Genomic DNA, 17,936 nt, shown 5'->3' with positions numbered 1-17,936 from the left:
CCTATATACTAGGAGTATCAATCGATTGAAAGAAGGTCTACCATGAGACATGCCTTATCTTCTACCCAAAATCGTCAAATCGAATTAATCGAACTTCTCCGAACAGCCAATAACTATGTTTCTGTAAAGCAGCTGGCTGAAAAGGTCGATGCAGTACCCAAAACTATTATGAATGATTGTTTAGAAATTGAAGATCAGTGGGGCGACATCGTTCAAATTGAAAAAAACACTTCGGGAGACCTGCACCTGACTGAAAAAGATAATCATACGGTACGTGAGATTTTTTCGGATATCCTTAAAGAATCACCGACCTTCCAATTATTGGAAATTCTTTTTTTTCAACCAGGAAAATTACGGACGGACTTAGAAAAAGAATTATTTCTCAGCTCCTCAAGCTTATATCGGCGGATCGTCAAGCTCAATGAAGGCTTAGAGATGCGCGGTTTACAGGTTGATCGAAATAATTTGACCCTTGTCGGCAAAGACGAACTTCAAGTGCGATTATTTATGGCGGGATATTTTTTGGAAGTCTACGATGTTTATGGCTGGCCATTTCAACTCGATCAAAAGAAGATTCTTGGAGCAATCAATCACTTAAATGAGCAATTTAACCTGAAGCTTAATTTTCTCCAGAAAACGGAATACTCCTTCTTGATAGCTGTCAGTCTTCTACGACAAGAACAGGGCTTCCTTAACTCTAGCAAACAAAATGTCCAATCGGTAGAAAAATTGAAGCACTTTGCAGAGCCTATCAATAGGATTATGACTCATTTTTCATTACTGCTTACGAAACAGCACCAAAATGATCTGATCCAGACAATCTTTTGGTATGATCACGCTTGGGACAATGTCGAAGAAGAAATGAGAATTGAGCGTCTTTGTCATACAACCCTTTCTTTGATCACTCAAGCATTGGGAATTACCTTTTCTGAAGATAGTCGTGAACATTGCATCGCCTTATTGAAATCCGTTTATTGTTCCTATAAAGTGTACCCTTACGAAACATATATCGCCTACAACCGTGAGCTCTATAATAGTTTGACGGTTCAAAGGGACTTCGCTGTTTTTAGTAAGGTTTTAGAGAAAACCTTGAAAGATCAAGAAGCGAGAACCCGCTTCCCCTGGTATTCGATGTATTATCATTTGATTTTGTTCAAGCTGTTTATTTACTGGGACGACCTGCCAGAGCAACTGGATGCTCTGCGAAAGCCTGTTTCAACAGAAGTGTGCAGCGATTTAGGAGCAAAGCATGCCATGCTTTTAGCTTATTACTTAGACAAAAATTATCATGGGAAGCTTTTATTGAATATCCAATCAGATAAAATCTATTCTGAATCGGCTCCAAAATCCTTGATCTCCGATCTTTATGTAACCAATTTTTCGACTCCTGCGATTCCTGAAGAGCGACTATTTGTTTTAGAGGATGTTCCTTCAGCGAAAAGCTTAGCTGCTTTAGGCCGGAAAATTGAGGACTATCGAATGACTACTCTAATCAACCAGCTGACCTATTTGAACTAATAAAAGAAAAGGATTGAACGGAATGCTGTTCAATCCTTCTCTTTCATTAATGACTTCAGTCAGTTTCGCTCGTGTTAGCGAGTGAAACAAAAAAACCGCGCGTTTCTACGCGTGGACGAAAGAGCTTTAGCGTTAAAAACTCCTTTCGATATACTACTAAGTGGCTACCAACCGCTCATTTTATCGAAAGGAGTTTTTCTATGCCATCAAATGACGACAAAAGTTTATCACATACACGCTGGAATTGTAAGTACCACATCGTGTTCACACCAAAATACAGAAGAAAAGTAATTTATGGTGAGTTAAGAAAAGATATCGGAAGAATTTTGCGTAAACTTTGTGAGATGAAAGAAGTAGAAATCATCGAAGCTCATGCAATGCCAGATCATATCCACATGTTAGTAAGAGTTCCACCGAAAATAAGCATTTCTCAGTTCATGGGATTTTTAAAAGGCAGAAGTGCGACTCTGATCCATGAGCAGCATGGAAACTTAGTCTATAAATATGGGAATAAAAGTTTCTGGTCTAAAGGATATTACGTAAGTACAGTGGGGTTGAATCAAAAGACAATCGCAAAATATATAAGAGAGCAGGAATCAGATGATCGTATTCGAGATAGTATAAGTAAACGAGAATACGTTGATCCATTCAAGAGTAAGAAAAAGAAATAAAGTAGCGAGCGCCGAGCGGTTGGCGGTCTTTTGGGAAGCTCCATTTATGGAGTACGTGAGTGGGGACCTCTTCTAGAGGTGTTAAAAAGCCACCCGTTTTCACGGGTGGATGGGTTACTTTATCTTAATTGTTGATCGTTAATTCTAGTTGTTGCAGCAGTGCTCTCTCAGTTGTTGCCATTTCTGAAATTTGTTTACTTAACGGTTTCAGTATTTTTGAATCTCCTGTTTCCCCCAAGTACCATAAATCAGCAGCAAGAATATCCCATTGGTCTCCTAAATGTATGAACCCTGCTGCAAGCTCAGCGATTCCTTTATTAGGCAGAATAGCATCCACCTCTAGTAAAAATTCGCCATACATTTTACGAAAGATCCCGCCTCCAGTTCCCCCATCCTGACTGATTTGGAAATAATTCGTTATTCCGGCTATTTTCAACTTGTCCTGAGAAAAATGCTGCCATTTTAGAATTTCCTGCGAAAATTTTATTATTCCATTAATTCCAAGCAGTTTTGCGGGAGGATTCAACATACTTTTACAAGTATCCTTTATGGCAGCGATGATACTTGTCGTCAGAGGTTCTGTATAAGTCGAAAAATCAAATTCAAAGTATTTGTTTTTTGCAGGAAATGGTCTGAAACTGCTGCTTCGCGCCTGTTCAATTTCTTGATAGCTTACCAGATGATAATCACTGGCAATTTCCCCTCTAGGTGTACGAATCGGATAGTCAGAATTATCCCGATCACTCACATAAAACAAACGTTTCTCCTCATCAAATCCAAACAAGACTACAGCATGTCCACCAAAATGGCTGGACGGAGCCATTTCTAAATACTTCATGAACGGCATATCAACATAAATGAGAACTGGATGGTTTTGCTGAATCAGCTTTATCGTCTTTACGAGACAATTCTCATAGTTTTTAGGCTTACGGCATTTGGCTTTAATAGTTAGACGTTCTGCAAGCTTCTCTTCAAATTCGATAGGTTTCGTTCTGCCGGATATCATCGGTGAATTGGCTAAGTTTATATACGTAAAAGCCAACCCAGAACCAAGTCCAAACAGCATCGCCTCAGACAGCGGATGGTCATAGTAATCAAACACTTGCTTCAAAGCGTTCGTGATGCAATGTTTTCCACCTGACGGGGTGAAGTCTTCAATTATATATTCCATAAAATGACTCCTTTCAATCAAAAAGCAGTCACGTATTCGTACCACATAAATGACTGCTAGTTGAACTTGTAAAATTATTTTGAAACGACAAAACCCGATTCAGTCACCCAATTTTCAGGATTTGGATCTTCACCAGGTGAGACATGACCAATGTTGATCATTGGACCGACGATTTTATACTCGTTTGCCTCTAACCATTCAGCAATTGTTTGAGTGACTTGCGGCATTTGTTCAAAGCTGCCGCTGAAAGTTACTGAGGCCATGATAAAACCTGGTGCCTTCTTAAATGTGCTCGCAGCTGCTTCTGGGTACTCACCCACGACGCTTGTCTGGACTTCCACGTCTGCATTTTTTTCTACATATTCTACATCGTGGAAAAGGGTCATGTTTAACGGCGGTTGCTTCAGCTTCGCATTCGTCTCACTTACGCCCTGCTGCAGTTTTTGCCACAGCTCCCCTTCCAGGGTGTAATCTGCGATAACATCACGTACACTAAGAACATTTCTTTCTGGAATCTCTTTTACTACTACATTGTATTGAGTCATATTTTTTCCCTCTTTCATGTTTTGCTTAAGGAGCGAGACCATGCGCTGCTTTGTCAGCAGCTCCTCCAAATCCTCTTGCAATTTTTCCTCCTGAAGATTGTAATGCTGCTCTAAAAAATCTAAATCATTGGTATCAATAATCTCTTTGATTGTTTTCAATGGTAATCCTGTTTGCTGCAGCAATTTGATCTGGTTCAACTGGGACAGCTGATCAGCTGAGTAATAACGATAATTTGTTTGATCATCTATTTCCTTTGGTTTTAACAGCCCTAATGCGGCATAATGATCCAGTGTTCGAACAGTTGTATTTGATATTTTTGAGAATTCTCCAATTTTAAACATTTTTTAATCTCCTTTTTTTCCATCTCGCTAGCTTACTTATAGTATAGAATCACACGTAACGTGGGAGTCAATCATAAATCAAAATTTTTTAAAAAAAGAGTAATCTTGTCTTTAAAGTTTATACGCGACATTGTCAGCGCAACAAAAAAGGAGCAGATCGCTCCTATCTAACATGTAGTAAAACAGACTGTCCTCCAACTATGCCGCTGATTTACTTTATTTTCTACTTTAACGCCATTCAAAAAATACTTCGTACATGCCTCTAATGTCCTTCTCAATCAAGGCCTTGGCCTGATCGGCAAAACCTAATTTTATCGCATTTAGTGTCGCTCGATGATTTCTAGCTGATTTATCAAGGATCGGCCGCAACTGTTTTCTCCCAATTTCCCCGATCAGGCAATGACGATAGTGACGTAAACGCAGCTCCATGGTTTCGTACATGCGGGAAATATGCGGATTTTCCGCTGCCTCAATCACTATATTATGAAAAGCGTGATCACATTCCGCGTACTGCCAGCTGCCGTCTTCTAGATCAACTTGTTCGTATTCTACCGTTAATTCCTCTAAGCGCTTTATTTGCTCTGGAGTGATTTTGCTCGTTGCTAAGAATACAGCATAGCCCTCGATCGCGATCCGCGCTTCACATAATAATAGGCTTTCTGATTTACTCATACTGGCAACAGTGTAAAGCTTGCCCTTTTTTTCTACTAAAAATTCTTCCAATAATTTATCCAGTGCTTTACGAACAGGTGTCCGGCTGATTTTAAGTTCATTGGCGATTCGACTTTCATTGAGTTTTTCATTTGGTCGCAGATGCAGATGAATGATTTCTTCTTGGAGAAATAGATAGACTAAATCAGTAATTGAAAAAAATGGATGCTCTCTTTTTGACACCTCAAACTTTTCTACATTGATCAAATACCTCGCCCCATTCCTTAACATGATACACCAGTATAATTCACTGTCTTTATTTTTGCAACCGTTTTCACAATAGATAGTTTTTTACGTTTTATAGCCCTTATTGTTTCATTTAAAAACCTAAAGTTCTCCCAAAATCGGTCATCGTACTTATTTAGACACCCTTCCCACCTATTTATTAAACTAAAGGTATCAAATAAACGTTTCAGGAAGGTGATATTGATGGAAAAAGCATTTCCGATCGAAGAAGTCAGAGAATTATTTCCCGCTTTAAAACGAACTCACAATGGACAAACAGTAGCCTATTTCGATGGTCCAGGCGGATCACAATTTTTAGACAGCGCAATCACAGCGATCAGTGATTATATGCGCAATGGCGCAGCCAACCTGCATGGTAATTTTCCTACTAGTCACGAAACTGAAGCCTTGATTCAAAAAGCCAAAGAAGATATTGCTGTCTTATTCAATGCTCACTCTTCAGAGATTGCTTTTGGACCGAACGCTACTACGATGATGTTCCATACTAGTCGAGCCTTAGCAAACCAGTGGGAAGCAGGTGATGAAATTATTTTAACTGAGCTTGAGCACCATTCTAATATTGATTCCTGGCGCAGAGCTGCAGAAGATCGCGGCGTTATTGTAAAGTATATCCCATTAAATACAACTACTTTAGAACTGGAGTTGAATAAATTAGATGAATTGATTAGTCCAAAAACGAAGCTGATCGCCGTAGGGCATGCCTCAAACTGCGTCGGAACAATCACGGACATCAAGGCTGTCTCAGCAAAAGCTAGAGATGTAGGGGCCTTAGTCGCGGTGGATTCTGTACACAGCATCCCTCACATCTATGTTGATATGCAGGAGCTGGGAATCGATATGCTGTTCTCTTCTGCTTACAAATTTTTCGCCTCTCACGTCGGTATGGCGGTCATCCGTAAAGAACTGTTTGATAGTCTTGAAATTTATAAAGTAGTTCCTGCTCCCAACAATGTTCCTGACCGATTAGAAATTGGAACCCAAAATCACGAAGGTATTCCAGCAGTTTCGGAAGCAATCCACTTTATCGCTAGTTTAGGTGAAGGCGAATCCTTGAAAGAGCAATTGGTCAGCGGCTATCATGCGATTGAGCACTATGAAAACATGCTTGCTGAACAAATTCGCCAAGGCTTAGCAGAAATTCCAGGCATTAAACTTTATCAAAGCAAACAGGCAAAAACACCGACGATCGCGTTTCGCGCTGAAGGTATTTCTCCTATTGAATTTTGTACACGAATGTGCGAAGACTATGGTATTTTTATCGCAGAAGGACATTTTTACGCACTTACTCTTGTAGAGCGCTTGGGAATCGATCAAACTGGCGGCTTTATTCGAGCGGGTATTGCTCCATATAATACAATTGAAGAAGTCGAGCGATTTTTAAATGGCGTTAAGCAAATCATGGCTTAGAAAGGCGGAATAAATAATGAGTAACAATCTGTGGAAGCTGCTGGATACTATAAAATCACCTACCTATCAATGGGTTGATTTGAGTCATCCGGTCAATGAAAAAACACCGCATTATGCTGGATATAATACACTTGAAATGTCAGAAGTATTTACCTACGATGAGCATACTGTTTGCGCCAGTGAGTATAAGCTGGTCAGTCAATATGGGACCCACATTGATCCCCCATCTCATTTTGTTGAAGGTGGACGAACACTTGATCAAATCACACTGAAGGAAACCGTGCTGCCGCTTTGTGTTGTAGATCTGACAGCAAAAGTTGCAAACGATATCGATTATGCGATAACTATTGATGATCTAACCGCTTGGGAGAAAAAATATGGACAATTCCCTGACGATTGCTTCGTTGCGGTTCGAACAGACTGGTCAAAGCGTCAAGGGGAAGATTTCTTTGCACCTGATGAGACTGGCCAGCCTCACTATCCTGGATGGTCATTGGAAGCACTAAAATTTTTGAGTGAAGAACGAACAATCACCGCAATTGGCCATGAAACACCCGATACAGATCCCGCTGTTGCTAATTTAATTGTTCCTTGGCAAGGAGAGCGTTATCTGCTCGAGCAAGATAAATATCAAATTGAGATGCTTTGCAATCTTGATCAGCTGCCAGCTACTGGTGCAATCATCGCTTGCAGTTTTCCAAATGTTTCAAATGCTCCGGGCTATACCGCGCGGTGTATCGCTATATACCAAAAATAAATGAACAGCGGCCGAGTAATCGGTCGCTGCTCTGCTTTCTACCTCAACATTTTTGCCACAATTTTCGGCGACATGAACGTTTTTTCGGCAAGTTGTTCAATGGATAAGCCCGTTTCATACAGCCGCTTCATCATAACCTTCATATCCTCACCAATCTCAATAATGTGCTTATCTGGATCATAAAGACGAAGAACTCTCTGACCCCAAGGCATTTCCATTTCCTCGCCTACGCGCTCGACCTCTAATGTTGAAATTTTCTTGAGAAACCCGTCAAAGTCCTCTTCTTCAAAATACATTTCTGCGACATTGCCCTGATAAGTAAAAAAATCACTAGTACACTTTGTGAACGTTGCCCAGGAGCTTTCGGTCTGCAAAGCCAGCCCTCCTGTCAAAGTGGCATTTTCTCCAAAATCAGCAATCACCCGTACACCGATTACTTCGGTATAAAATCTCTTTGCAATTTCAATATCCTTCACGACTAGCATTGGTCCTTTGAATTTCATTCTTTTGCCTCCCTTCAACTTTTCTGGCTTTCAGTTTAGCACGAGAGGACTTGAAAATACTCGCAAAAATTGCCGTAATATGCGAGTATTCGTCCATTACTTTGTAAATCCCATTCTTTGTTTTACTTCAAATGTGTTCTCTTTACTTGTCAATTTTTCTAATAAGCGAAAGGCTACATCCAATGCTGTTTCTGGTGAAGAGGAAGTAATGATGTTTTGATCCTCCACGATCCGTTCAGTCGATAGTACTTGAACACCCAGTTGTCTCATTTGCATTTGCCGTGGATTGTTTTTGAAACGATAGGTCGTTCCAGTGCGGCCACTTAACACACCACTCTTGGCAACTGCCAGCCCAGCAACACAGATGGCCGCAATCGGTTTGTTCTGCTGATCAAATTCTCGAATGACCTCCAAAAATTCCTCACTAAATGCATCTTCATAGAAGTTTGCTTCCCCAAAACCCCCAGGAATCGCCAGCGCATCGAAATCTCCCAGCTCAATTTCCTGCAATTGATGCATAGGAATACACGAATAGCCCCAGGTGCATTCCAAAACAGAGTGCAATCCAACGGAAACCAGTTCTGTTGTTCGATCGCCTTCATAAAGATTCCAGCCAAACACGTCAGTAAACACACTCGCTTCATAGGATTCAAAACCATTAGCCAATAGCAATAAAATTTTTTTCATCTAAATTCCTCCTTCTTATTTTATTTATGATAAGGTATAGCTATTACGACCTACAGTACGGTTTTAAAGTCTTTAGAGCTATTTGCTTTAATAAATAAAGAATTTAGCCCATTTCACTTAACAAAAGAAAGGTTGATTCATAATGGACGAAACAGATAGAAAAATATTGAATCTTTTAAAGAAAAATGCGCGTGCCTCCTATAGTGAAATTGCTCAGCAAGTCTCCCTTACTTCTCCAGCCGTGAAGGAGCGGATTATTAAGATGGAAGATACAGGGATTATCGAAAAATACACCATAAATATCGATTACCAAAAAATGGGGAAAAGGATCACAGCCTTTATCATGTTTGAAACAGTCAATTGTAAAGCGTTCCGCGAATTTTGTTCGAAGCAGCCAATGGTATTAAAGTATTATCGTATTGCCGGATACTATAGCTATCTGGTCAAAGTCGTTGCTGAAGATATGGAGCTTTTAGAAGCATTCATTGATGAAACGATGCGCTTTGGCACCCCGTCCACGCATATCGTTTTTTCCTCAGCTGTAAATGATTCAATCTAAAAGAAGAAGCTGATCCCAAAAAAAATAGAGAGGCAAGGATAACCTTTTGACAAAGGGAAGAATCCGGCCTCCTTTTGCAAAACAAAAAACCGAACGACCTTGTACTATCAGTCAGGATAGCGGTAAAGTCGTTCGGCTTTTATATTCTGATTCATTGCTCAAGGGGCCTTTGAGTCAGCCTCTATTAACCAATTTTAAACGGTGGATGCTTCAATGCTTTTTCTGCTAAACTCATCAATAGCTTCTGATTATCATCAGCAGCAACACGATTAGTTTTTAATGTGCCACAATCGCGACAGCGATGAATGATTGCCCATTCGCCATCTGCCTTTGACCAAATACTGATGGGCTCCATTCGCCCTTTACACATCGAAGCACGATCTCCCGGTCGATTGTCTACATGGATACTGACTAAACAATGTGGACAGTGGTTGCGATGCTGACTTCCAGCACTTTCTGGATTCGTCGGCATTCCGCATTCTTGGCAAATAAAGCTTTCTATACACGCCGTATGTTGATACTTATTTTTTATTTGTCTAGCAAACTTGCTGATGTCTTTTAACCAAATTTCTTTTTCCTTTAAATATGCCGTTTTATCGTTGGTATATTTAGCTTCAGCATGAAGCTTCAGATAGCTTTCCCATCGTTCTGTCGATAATTCTCCATTGCGCAGCGCTTCCTTGATTGCACAATTCGGCTCGCTTTGATGACGACAATCCTTAAATCTGCATCTGCCAAAATATGCTTCTACATCTGCAAAGCTTTCCTCTAGACCTTCGCTGACATCCCACATTCCAAATTCGCGCATTCCCGGTGTGTCGATCAGCTTCCCGCCATTTTTCAATCTGAATAATTGACGGTGACTGGTTGTGTGACGGCCGCGACCATCTTTTTCACGAATCTCACGTGTTTCCATGACCTCTGTTCCTAATAAACGATTGATCAAAGTAGATTTTCCAACACCCGAGGAACCAACTAAAACAACGGTCTTATCTGGCTGCAGATAGTGAGACAACTCTTCCATACCTTCGCCTGTTTGTGCGCTTATCGCATGGACTTCTGCTCCCAATGCGATAGCTTGAGCTGCTACAAATTGATCAGAATAGTTTCCTGCCTGATCTGTTTTTGTTAATAGAACAATCGGTATCGCCCCCGATTGCCAAGCCATCGTCAAATATCGTTCTAAACGGCGCAGGTTAAAGTCATGATTTAGTGACTGTAAGATCATGACATAATCAAAATTAGCGGCAATCAGCTGCTCTTTGCCGTTAAAGGAATCCATTCGTGATAAACGTGACGTTCGCGGCAGTGTACGATAAATGATACTTTGATCTGTACCTTGCCAATCAACAGCGACATAATCGCCAGTGGCAGGATAAACGCCTTGTTTATCATCATAATGACCGCGTTTTACTCTAGCCAATCCGACTCCTTTATCAGTCATAATCTCAAATAAATCTTTATAGACAGCAGTAACTTGTGCGATTGTTTCAGTTTGGTGGTTTCCGGTATTTATTGTATTCATAAGTTTGTTTTTCTCCTGTTATCATATTCTTTCTCCTTCCTAGTGAAACCTCTATTTCCGATAGCATACATCATTCTCCTTTTTCATTTTTCTATTCAGTGATATCTGCCTCGAAAATAAATTCTCACCTAAAATTATGAAAGAATACAGTCAACGAAGCAGCAAAGATTTTGCTGAATATCATCTGACTCATTGATAATTAAGCAAACTGTATAAAGCTGGGAGGACAAAAAAAGACGATAGTCATACTATCGCCTTGAGAATACAATACTCCCATTCATTCGACAGATACCACTTCTACAAGCACACCAAATAAACCTAGGCTTATTCGGCTATTCAGCTTATTGATTAGATATCTGTGACACTCACAAAACATACTCCATTCGTTAATAGGTGGTTGATTTATTTTCAAAGACAGTATAGCAAATCAGCAGAAGATAAATCAACTTAAACTTATTTTTTATTTATACGCTAGTTCTTCCAACAGCTTCAAAATTTTTCGAGCAAGAGGATAGAGAACTGATCCGCCGCCAATTACCGTCATCTTCACTACTTCCATTACTTCTTCTCGTGTGACACCGTTTTTTTGACATTCTTCCAAATGATAAAGAATACACTCTTCGCATTTTGACATAATTGAAATGGTTAGTCCAATCAATTCCTTTTGCCGCTTATCAAGAACACTGGCTTGATATGTTTCAGTATCCAGTGCACTAAACTTCTTAAAAAAATCATCCGCTTGCGCCAGTCGCTCATTGTATTGTCTTCTTTCGCTGCTCTTTTCCATAGTTACTCCCCACCTTTCACCATCTGCTTCTTAAGCATAAAGAGATTTGCTTGCTTTTTCAAACAAAAAAATGGCAGCAGTCGCTTCTTCAACTGCTGCTTAGATATTCTAGTCGGTTGTAAGCTCAATCAAGTTCCCCTCTGGATCTTGAATGACTGCTTCATAATAACCGTCGCCTGTCGTTCTTGGCCCATTCAATAGCGGGAATCCATCAGTTAAAAATTTTTCGACATACGCATCTACATCTGCTTTAGTACCAACTGAAATCGCCAGATGAGTATAACCCAAACTATCAGCCACTCGATTAGAAAGATGCTGCTTTGAGGTCAGCTCCAAGCGGCTGCCTGAATCAAAGCTGACAAAATAAGACTTAAAACCTGTTTTTTTATTATGATAAAGTTCCGTGCTGCTGACGTTAAAGTACTTTTCATAAAACGCCTTCATCTTCTCTAAATCCTTTGTCCAAATCGCTACGTGTTCAATATGCATGTTTTTTTCTTTCCTTTCCCCTGTCTATCTTTTAATAAGCTTCGGTTCCATAGCAACATTCACTGTTGCTTGATCCGATAAAATATAATCAATCACCTTTGAACCAATTTCGTCCGGTAGAAAATCAATCGTAGAAAAGTTCAAAAGCTTGCTATAAGGTAAATTTCCTTCACCGATGATTTGATAATCCTTCTCGTGACTAAACCCTAGTTCCTGCAACCCACTAATAATACCAGCCGCCGTGTCATCGGCATTGGCGTAAATCACTTCAGGGATCGGCTGCTCTTCATAAGTTTTCTTCGCCCAAAAATACCCTCTGTCATAGCCCTCAATTCCTGTGAAGAAGTTTTCCCCTTCTATTACTTCCCCAAAAAATTTCTGATAACATTCTGCCTTATCTCTGGCACTAGTACTTTGAGAAAGTGATCGCTTGTTGGTAAAAACAACTTTAGAGACCCCTTGTTGAACAAGCTGTTTGAATAATTGATCATAAGCTTTTTTTCGATCCGGATAGATCATCGGAATTTTTGGATCAGCGACCTTTTCCGTAGAAACGATTCGTCCTCTCGATTTGAGTTTCGTCCAATCATTCAAATTCCTCGCTCGGGAAACCAAGATCAAACCATCGATCATTCTTTTTTCAAGTAATGAATAGTACTCGCTTTCCGTTTCTTCATCGTAATAAGTAGGCAAAAGCAATACTTGATACCCTTTTTCCTTGGCGTGAAACAATAGACTATTTACTAATCGATCGTAACAAGAATTATTATAAGGCAAGGTCACACCTAACGTATAATTTTTTCCGTTACTCAGCTTCACCGCATTACCATTGACCACATATCCCGTCTTTTCGATGGCCGCTTGAACTTTTTCTCGAATCTCCTCTGAAACATACTGATGATTATTAATCACTCGCGAGACGGTAGTTTTAGAGACTCCTGCTATTTTAGCGATATCGCGAATATTGGCCAATTGACTCACCTCCTATTTATAGCCTATATTAACTCTCTACTATGAATATAAACTATGGGACGCGTCCCATGTCAACACTATTCTTTAAGAATCTTCTTCGTTTTTTATTGTCTCCTTTATCACTGTAACTTCAACGTCATAAAAAAATACTTTGACCTCAAAAACTGGTGGAACCGACGAACTCCTATATTTCAAAAAGGACATGAGAAATTAGAAATCTCAAAAATCAATGTCAATATTTTCTCCATCTCAAAATATTGGCACTGATTTTGTTTTAGCTTGTCATTTTATTTAGCTATCCGCTCTTCTTTTTTTGAAAATATAAGCATACAACTAGAATGATTATTAATACAAACTAAAACGATTATCTTTTAAAAAAAACGACTCATCTTAGGTACAATAGAAGGCGCCTTTCAATGCGAATATTAAACAACATATGCAAAATTTGAACGCTTTAAATATTCGTTATTTTATCTTCGCAACATAGATTTTAGAATAACAGATTAATGCTAACTAAAACCTTGCTCCTATTATTTCAACCCATTTCCTTTATCTATACTTTTATTCTTCAAATCCACGAGAACAGTTCTCATTCTCAATTGAATAATTAATCACAAAGTTGTTTCTGTTTTTGATATACTTATTCTATATATAATATTTTTTTGCTAATGGAATAATTATAATCATTCTAAAAATTCGATTTAGTATTAGAAAGGAGGAGTTAAAATTATGAGTACCGTTGCAGCATTTGAATTTATTGAAACAGAAAGTCAGCGTCAAGAATTTCAAGCTTGTGTGGAAGAGTTAAGGGGACAACGTGGTGCACAAATGCCAGCCTTGCAAGAAGCTCAAAGGATTTATGGATATTTGCCGATCCAGATTATGAAAAGGCTTTCAAAAGAACTTGCGCTTTCCTTAGAAGAACTGTACAGCACAGCTACCTTCTATGCGCAATTCACTTTTGTGCCTAAAGGAGACTACACAATCAGTGTGTGTATGGGAACAGCTTGTTACGTCAAAGGAGCCGGAGATATTTTAGAATCATTTTCTACCGAGCTGAATATTGAATCAGGTGAAACGACTGCTAATCGCAAATTCACTTTAGAATCCTGTAGATGTATCGGAGCCTGCGGTCTGGCACCTGTATTAACTGTCAATGAAGAAGTCTACGGCCGCCTGTCTAAGAAAAAAGCAGATAAAATATTAATCACCTATCTAAATAGAAACTAGCAAAATTTCGCTCCACTATCTTCAAATAATCCGATACCTGTAAAATAGTCGTGAAAGTTTCTTAGGACATTGTTGTTGTTGAATAGAATTCTTAAGAGTCAGGAGTAAATAATATGAAAGATTGGAATGAACTAAAGGAACTTCGAGACACTTATCACCAAACAATCACGATACGCTTAGATGATGAAGATCGTAATGATTATCAATATGAAAAGGAAATACTAGTGTGTGCTGGAACAGGTTGTATTTCATCTAAGAGCAGTGAATTTGTTGAGGCTTTAAAAACAGAATTAGCTAAAAATGATTTGACGGACAAAGTAAATATCGTAAAAACTGGATGCTTTGGACTTTGTGCGCAGGGTCCAATCGTCATTATTTATCCAGAAGCTGTCTTTTATCACCAAGTTCAAGCAAAACATGCGAAAAAAATCGTTTCTGATCATTTGATTAAAGGAAAACTAGTCGAGAAATTGTTATACCACGATATTGAAACTAAAGAAATCATTAATAAATTGATGGATACCCCCTTCTATCATAAGCAAAAACGCGTAGCTTTGCGAAATTGCGGCCGCATCAATCCAGAACAAATTGGGGAATACATTGCTTTTGACGGATATCAGGCCTTAGCAAAAGTAGTAAACAGTTTTTCTCGCGAAGATGTGTTGAACATCTTAGAAACCTCTGGTCTACGCGGTCGCGGCGGTGCTGGCTTTCCTACATTTATGAAGTGGTCATTTGCTAAGGCTAGCCAAGCAGATCAAAAGTACGTTATCTGTAATGCCGATGAGGGCGATCCAGGAGCCTTCATGGACCGTTCAGTTTTGGAAGGGGATCCGCATGCCGTCATAGAAGCGATGGCTATCGCGGGCTACACAATTGGGGCTAACCAAGGATACATTTATGTTCGTGCAGAATATCCGATTGCGGTAAATCGCTTACGGATTGCAATTAAGCAGGCACGCGAGGAAGGGATTCTAGGAAAACATATCTTTGGCAGCGATTTTTCTTTTGATTTGGATTTGCGTTTAGGAGCAGGCGCTTTCGTATGCGGCGAAGAAACAGCATTATTAGAAAGTATTGAAGGACATCGCGGCGAGCCGCGCCCGCGTCCCCCTTTTCCTGCAGTCAAAGGTTTATTTGGAAAACCGACGATCGTGAATAATGTGGAAACATTGGCCAACATTCCTCAAATCATTTTAAATGGGCCAGAATGGTTTGCTAGCTTCGGATCGGAAAAATCCAAAGGAACGAAGGTTTTCGCCTTAGGAGGAAAAATTCAAAATACCGGATTAGTTGAAATACCGATGGGTACGACCTTACGGGAAATCGTTGAGGACATCGGCGGCGGTATCCCTGATGGCAAAAAATTTAAAGCGGCTCAAACTGGTGGTCCGTCTGGCGGATGTATTCCACAAGAACATTACGATATACCGATCGATTATGAGAATTTGAAGCAAATCGGTTCGATGATGGGGTCTGGCGGTCTGATCGTCATGGATGAAGACAATTGTATGGTGGATATCGCAAAGTTTTTCTTAGAATTTACTGTAGAAGAAAGCTGTGGGAAATGTGTGCCTTGCCGAGTTGGGACGAAACGTTTGTTGGAAATCCTAGACAAAATCACAATGGGCAAAGCAACGCTAGAGGACTTGGATAAGATGGAGGAGCTGTGCCACCATATTCAAGAAAATTCCTTATGCGGACTTGGACAAACTGCTCCCAATCCGGTACTCTCCACTTTCCGTTATTTCAAAGAAGAATACTTAGCTCATGTTGAAGAACGACGCTGTCCGTCTGGTGTATGTAAAAACTTGATCCAGTACCGTATTCTGCCAGAGAAGTGTACAGGTTGCCGGGCTTGTGCTAAAGGATGTCCAGTAAGTGCGATTAGTGGTGAAGTGAAACAACCTCACGAAATCGATCAGTCGATCTGTACGAAATGTGGCTTATGTATTGATACTTGTCGCTATGATGCGATCACGGTCATATAGGAGGTGGAGCAAGTGAAAGAAGTAATGATAACCATCAACGGAAAAATTTGTACTGCTCCAGAAGGAACCACGATTCTCGAAGCAGCTCGAATCAACAATATTGAAATCCCTACTCTGTGCTTTTTAAAAGAAATCAATGAGATCGGCGCCTGTCGAATGTGTGTAGTAGAGGTCAAAGGAGCCCGCAGTTTGGTAACTGCCTGCGTCTACCCAATCAGCGAAGGAATGGAAATTACCACTAACTCAAAAAAAGTGTTCAATTCCCGCAGAGTAACTTTAGAGTTGATTCTTTCAACTCATGAACGAAAATGTCTTTCATGTATTCGAAGCGGAAACTGCGAACTGCAAAAACTCTGTAAGGAGTTTAATGTGGCCGATGAAGATTATTTCAATGGCGAAAACTGCGAATATGAATTCGACGATAGTGCTGTACACATGGTTCGTAATAATAATAAGTGTATCCTCTGCCGTCGGTGTGTCGCCGCTTGTTCAAAATGGCAGGCAGTAAGTGTTATCGGGCCGAACGAACGTGGTTTTAACACCCATATTGGCAGTGCCTATGAACAAAATCTAGGTGATGTGCCATGTATTTCCTGTGGACAATGTATCGTCGTTTGTCCAACAGGAGCGATACATGAAAAAGATCAGACTCAAGAAGTTTGGGATGCTCTAGAAGATCCGACGAAGCATGTGATCGTCCAGACTGCCCCTTCTATTCGGGTCACTTTAGGCGAAGCCTTTAACATGCCGATCGGAACAAATGTAGAAGGAAAAATGGTCGCTGCCTTACGTCAGATTGGTTTCGATAAAGTTTTCGATACAAACGTCGCTGCTGACTTTACAATTATGGAAGAAGCCAATGAATTTTTAGAACGTGTTGGGAATAATGGACCGTTCCCGATGTTCACTTCTTGTTCTCCGGGCTGGGTAAAATACTGTGAACACTATCATCCCGAACTGATTCCTAACCTGTCAACCTGTAAATCACCGCAGCAAATGTTTGGCGCCTTGGCAAAAACCTGGTATGCCGAAAAAGAAGGGCTCGATCCAAAAGATATTTTTGTAGTAGGCATCATGCCGTGTACTGCGAAGAAATTTGAGGTTACTCGTGAAGATGAAGCCGCAGCTGGTTACTCCGACTGTGATGTTGCGTTGACTACTCGTGAATTAGCTAGGATGATCGACAAAGCCGGGGTTCGTTTCGTGGAGTTGGATGATGAGGTCTTTGATAATCCTCTAGGAGAAGCAACTGGTGCAGGCTATATTTTCGGTGCGACAGGAGGAGTTATGGAGGCCGCCTTGAGAACAGCTGCTGAAACTTTAGCTGGTCATTCATTGGAGCAAGTGGAATTCACAGAGGTTCGCGGAATGAAGGGCATCAAAGAAGCTACCTACGAAATGAGCGGCGCAACGATCAATATAGCTGTAGCATCAGGAATCGGTAACGCCAAGAAGCTACTCAAGCAAATCGAATCAGGTGAGAAATTCTATCACTTCGTAGAAATCATGGGCTGCCCAGGCGGCTGCATCAACGGCGGTGGACAACCCGTCCAACCAGCTTCTGTTCGTAACTTCGTTGACTTGAAGACCAAACGTGCGGCTGCTCTATATTCAGAAGATAAAGGCAAAGGATTGCGGAAATCCAATGAAAGCCCAATCGTCCAAAAAATCTACCAAGAGTTCCTAGAAAAACCAGGAAGTTTAAAAGCGCATCATATACTTCATACCAGCTATCGCGATCGTACGAAGATTAAAGTATAAAAAAAGTGCTAAATGAATACTCTATGCCTCATCAATAATTGAGTTGGCATAGAGTATTCATTCA

17 protein-coding genes are annotated in these 17,936 nt (G+C 40.2%); 8 read left to right on the top strand and 9 right to left on the bottom strand.

Going from position 1 to position 17,936, the window contains the following annotated elements; all coding sequences use genetic code 11:
- The first annotated feature begins 42 nt into the window (after positions 1-42).
- Both IGI67_RS01625 and tnpA read left to right on the top strand, forming a co-directional pair.
- A complete protein-coding gene (locus IGI67_RS01625; RefSeq protein ID WP_429956541.1) occupies positions 43-1,518 on the top strand; it encodes a helix-turn-helix domain-containing protein in 1,476 nt (491 codons plus the stop codon).
- Positions 1,519-1,718: 200 nt separating this feature from the next.
- On the top strand, positions 1,719-2,189 hold the full coding sequence (tnpA, locus tag IGI67_RS01620; RefSeq protein ID WP_429956540.1) for an IS200/IS605 family transposase: 471 nt from the start codon (positions 1,719-1,721) through the stop codon (positions 2,187-2,189).
- 124 nt (positions 2,190-2,313) lie between these two features.
- Here tnpA and IGI67_RS01615 read toward each other — a convergent pair whose 3' ends face one another.
- The 3 genes from IGI67_RS01615 to IGI67_RS01605 form a co-directional block, all read right to left on the bottom strand.
- Positions 2,314-3,360, bottom strand: a complete 1,047-nt coding sequence (locus IGI67_RS01615; RefSeq protein ID WP_429956539.1) for a BtrH N-terminal domain-containing protein — start codon at positions 3,358-3,360, stop codon at positions 2,314-2,316.
- Between the two features lie 74 nt (positions 3,361-3,434).
- Entirely contained in the window at positions 3,435-4,247 is an 813-nt protein-coding gene (locus IGI67_RS01610) for a MerR family transcriptional regulator (RefSeq protein WP_429956538.1), read from the bottom strand.
- Positions 4,248-4,475: 228 nt separating this feature from the next.
- Complete coding sequence (locus IGI67_RS01605) at positions 4,476-5,165, bottom strand: GntR family transcriptional regulator (RefSeq protein WP_429956537.1); 690 nt, start codon at positions 5,163-5,165, stop codon at positions 4,476-4,478.
- 222 nt (positions 5,166-5,387) lie between these two features.
- On the opposite strand from IGI67_RS01605, the gene IGI67_RS01600 reads away from it, so the two are divergent.
- On the top strand, positions 5,388-6,611 hold the full coding sequence (locus IGI67_RS01600) for a cysteine desulfurase-like protein (RefSeq protein WP_429956536.1): 1,224 nt from the start codon (positions 5,388-5,390) through the stop codon (positions 6,609-6,611).
- 16 nt (positions 6,612-6,627) lie between these two features.
- The gene (locus IGI67_RS01595) at positions 6,628-7,368 is read left to right on the top strand and encodes a cyclase family protein (RefSeq protein WP_429956535.1); all 741 of its coding nucleotides are present in this window, start codon (positions 6,628-6,630) and stop codon (positions 7,366-7,368) included.
- A gap of 38 nt (positions 7,369-7,406) precedes the next feature.
- Here IGI67_RS01595 and IGI67_RS01590 read toward each other — a convergent pair whose 3' ends face one another.
- Both IGI67_RS01590 and IGI67_RS01585 read right to left on the bottom strand, forming a co-directional pair.
- Entirely contained in the window at positions 7,407-7,871 is a 465-nt protein-coding gene (locus tag IGI67_RS01590) for a VOC family protein (protein WP_207110655.1), read from the bottom strand.
- Between the two features lie 96 nt (positions 7,872-7,967).
- Positions 7,968-8,558, bottom strand: coding sequence for a DJ-1/PfpI family protein (locus tag IGI67_RS01585; protein ID WP_429956534.1), 591 nt, complete (start codon positions 8,556-8,558; stop codon positions 7,968-7,970).
- Between the two features lie 142 nt (positions 8,559-8,700).
- Between IGI67_RS01585 and IGI67_RS01580 the strand changes: the two genes are divergently transcribed.
- Positions 8,701-9,117 (top strand): Lrp/AsnC family transcriptional regulator, encoded by a 417-nt coding sequence (locus IGI67_RS01580; RefSeq protein ID WP_429956533.1) that lies wholly within the window; start codon positions 8,701-8,703, stop codon positions 9,115-9,117.
- A gap of 184 nt (positions 9,118-9,301) precedes the next feature.
- Here the strand turns inward: IGI67_RS01580 and rsgA are convergent, their stop codons facing one another.
- From rsgA to IGI67_RS01560, 4 genes are all read right to left on the bottom strand, one after another.
- Positions 9,302-10,642: a ribosome small subunit-dependent GTPase A gene (gene rsgA, locus IGI67_RS01575; RefSeq protein ID WP_429956532.1), complete on the bottom strand. Its 1,341-nt coding sequence runs from the start codon at positions 10,640-10,642 to the stop codon at positions 9,302-9,304.
- 460 nt (positions 10,643-11,102) lie between these two features.
- Entirely contained in the window at positions 11,103-11,429 is a 327-nt protein-coding gene (locus IGI67_RS01570; protein WP_207110650.1) for a carboxymuconolactone decarboxylase family protein, read from the bottom strand.
- Between the two features lie 108 nt (positions 11,430-11,537).
- A complete protein-coding gene (locus IGI67_RS01565) occupies positions 11,538-11,918 on the bottom strand; it encodes a VOC family protein (protein WP_207110649.1) in 381 nt (126 codons plus the stop codon).
- 24 nt (positions 11,919-11,942) lie between these two features.
- Complete coding sequence (locus IGI67_RS01560) at positions 11,943-12,890, bottom strand: LacI family DNA-binding transcriptional regulator (RefSeq protein WP_429956531.1); 948 nt, start codon at positions 12,888-12,890, stop codon at positions 11,943-11,945.
- A 729-nt stretch (positions 12,891-13,619) separates the two neighbouring features.
- Between IGI67_RS01560 and IGI67_RS01555 the strand changes: the two genes are divergently transcribed.
- The 3 genes from IGI67_RS01555 (at position 13,620) to IGI67_RS01545 (ending at position 17,872) form a co-directional block, all read left to right on the top strand.
- The gene (locus IGI67_RS01555; protein WP_429956530.1) at positions 13,620-14,120 is read left to right on the top strand and encodes an NAD(P)H-dependent oxidoreductase subunit E; all 501 of its coding nucleotides are present in this window, start codon (positions 13,620-13,622) and stop codon (positions 14,118-14,120) included.
- Positions 14,121-14,233: 113 nt separating this feature from the next.
- Positions 14,234-16,111 (top strand): NADH-ubiquinone oxidoreductase-F iron-sulfur binding region domain-containing protein, encoded by a 1,878-nt coding sequence (locus tag IGI67_RS01550; RefSeq protein ID WP_429956529.1) that lies wholly within the window; start codon positions 14,234-14,236, stop codon positions 16,109-16,111.
- A gap of 12 nt (positions 16,112-16,123) precedes the next feature.
- Positions 16,124-17,872 (top strand): NADH-dependent [FeFe] hydrogenase, group A6, encoded by a 1,749-nt coding sequence (locus IGI67_RS01545; protein ID WP_429956528.1) that lies wholly within the window; start codon positions 16,124-16,126, stop codon positions 17,870-17,872.
- Positions 17,873-17,936 lie beyond the last annotated feature (64 nt).

Origin of the sequence: Enterococcus sp. AZ196, from assembly GCF_050498845.1 — a bacterium.
GTDB lineage: Bacteria > Bacillota > Bacilli > Lactobacillales > Enterococcaceae > Enterococcus_A > Enterococcus_A murrayae.
The sequence above is the reverse complement of the archived record's forward strand: the minus strand, read 5'-3'. Positions and strand labels throughout refer to the sequence as shown.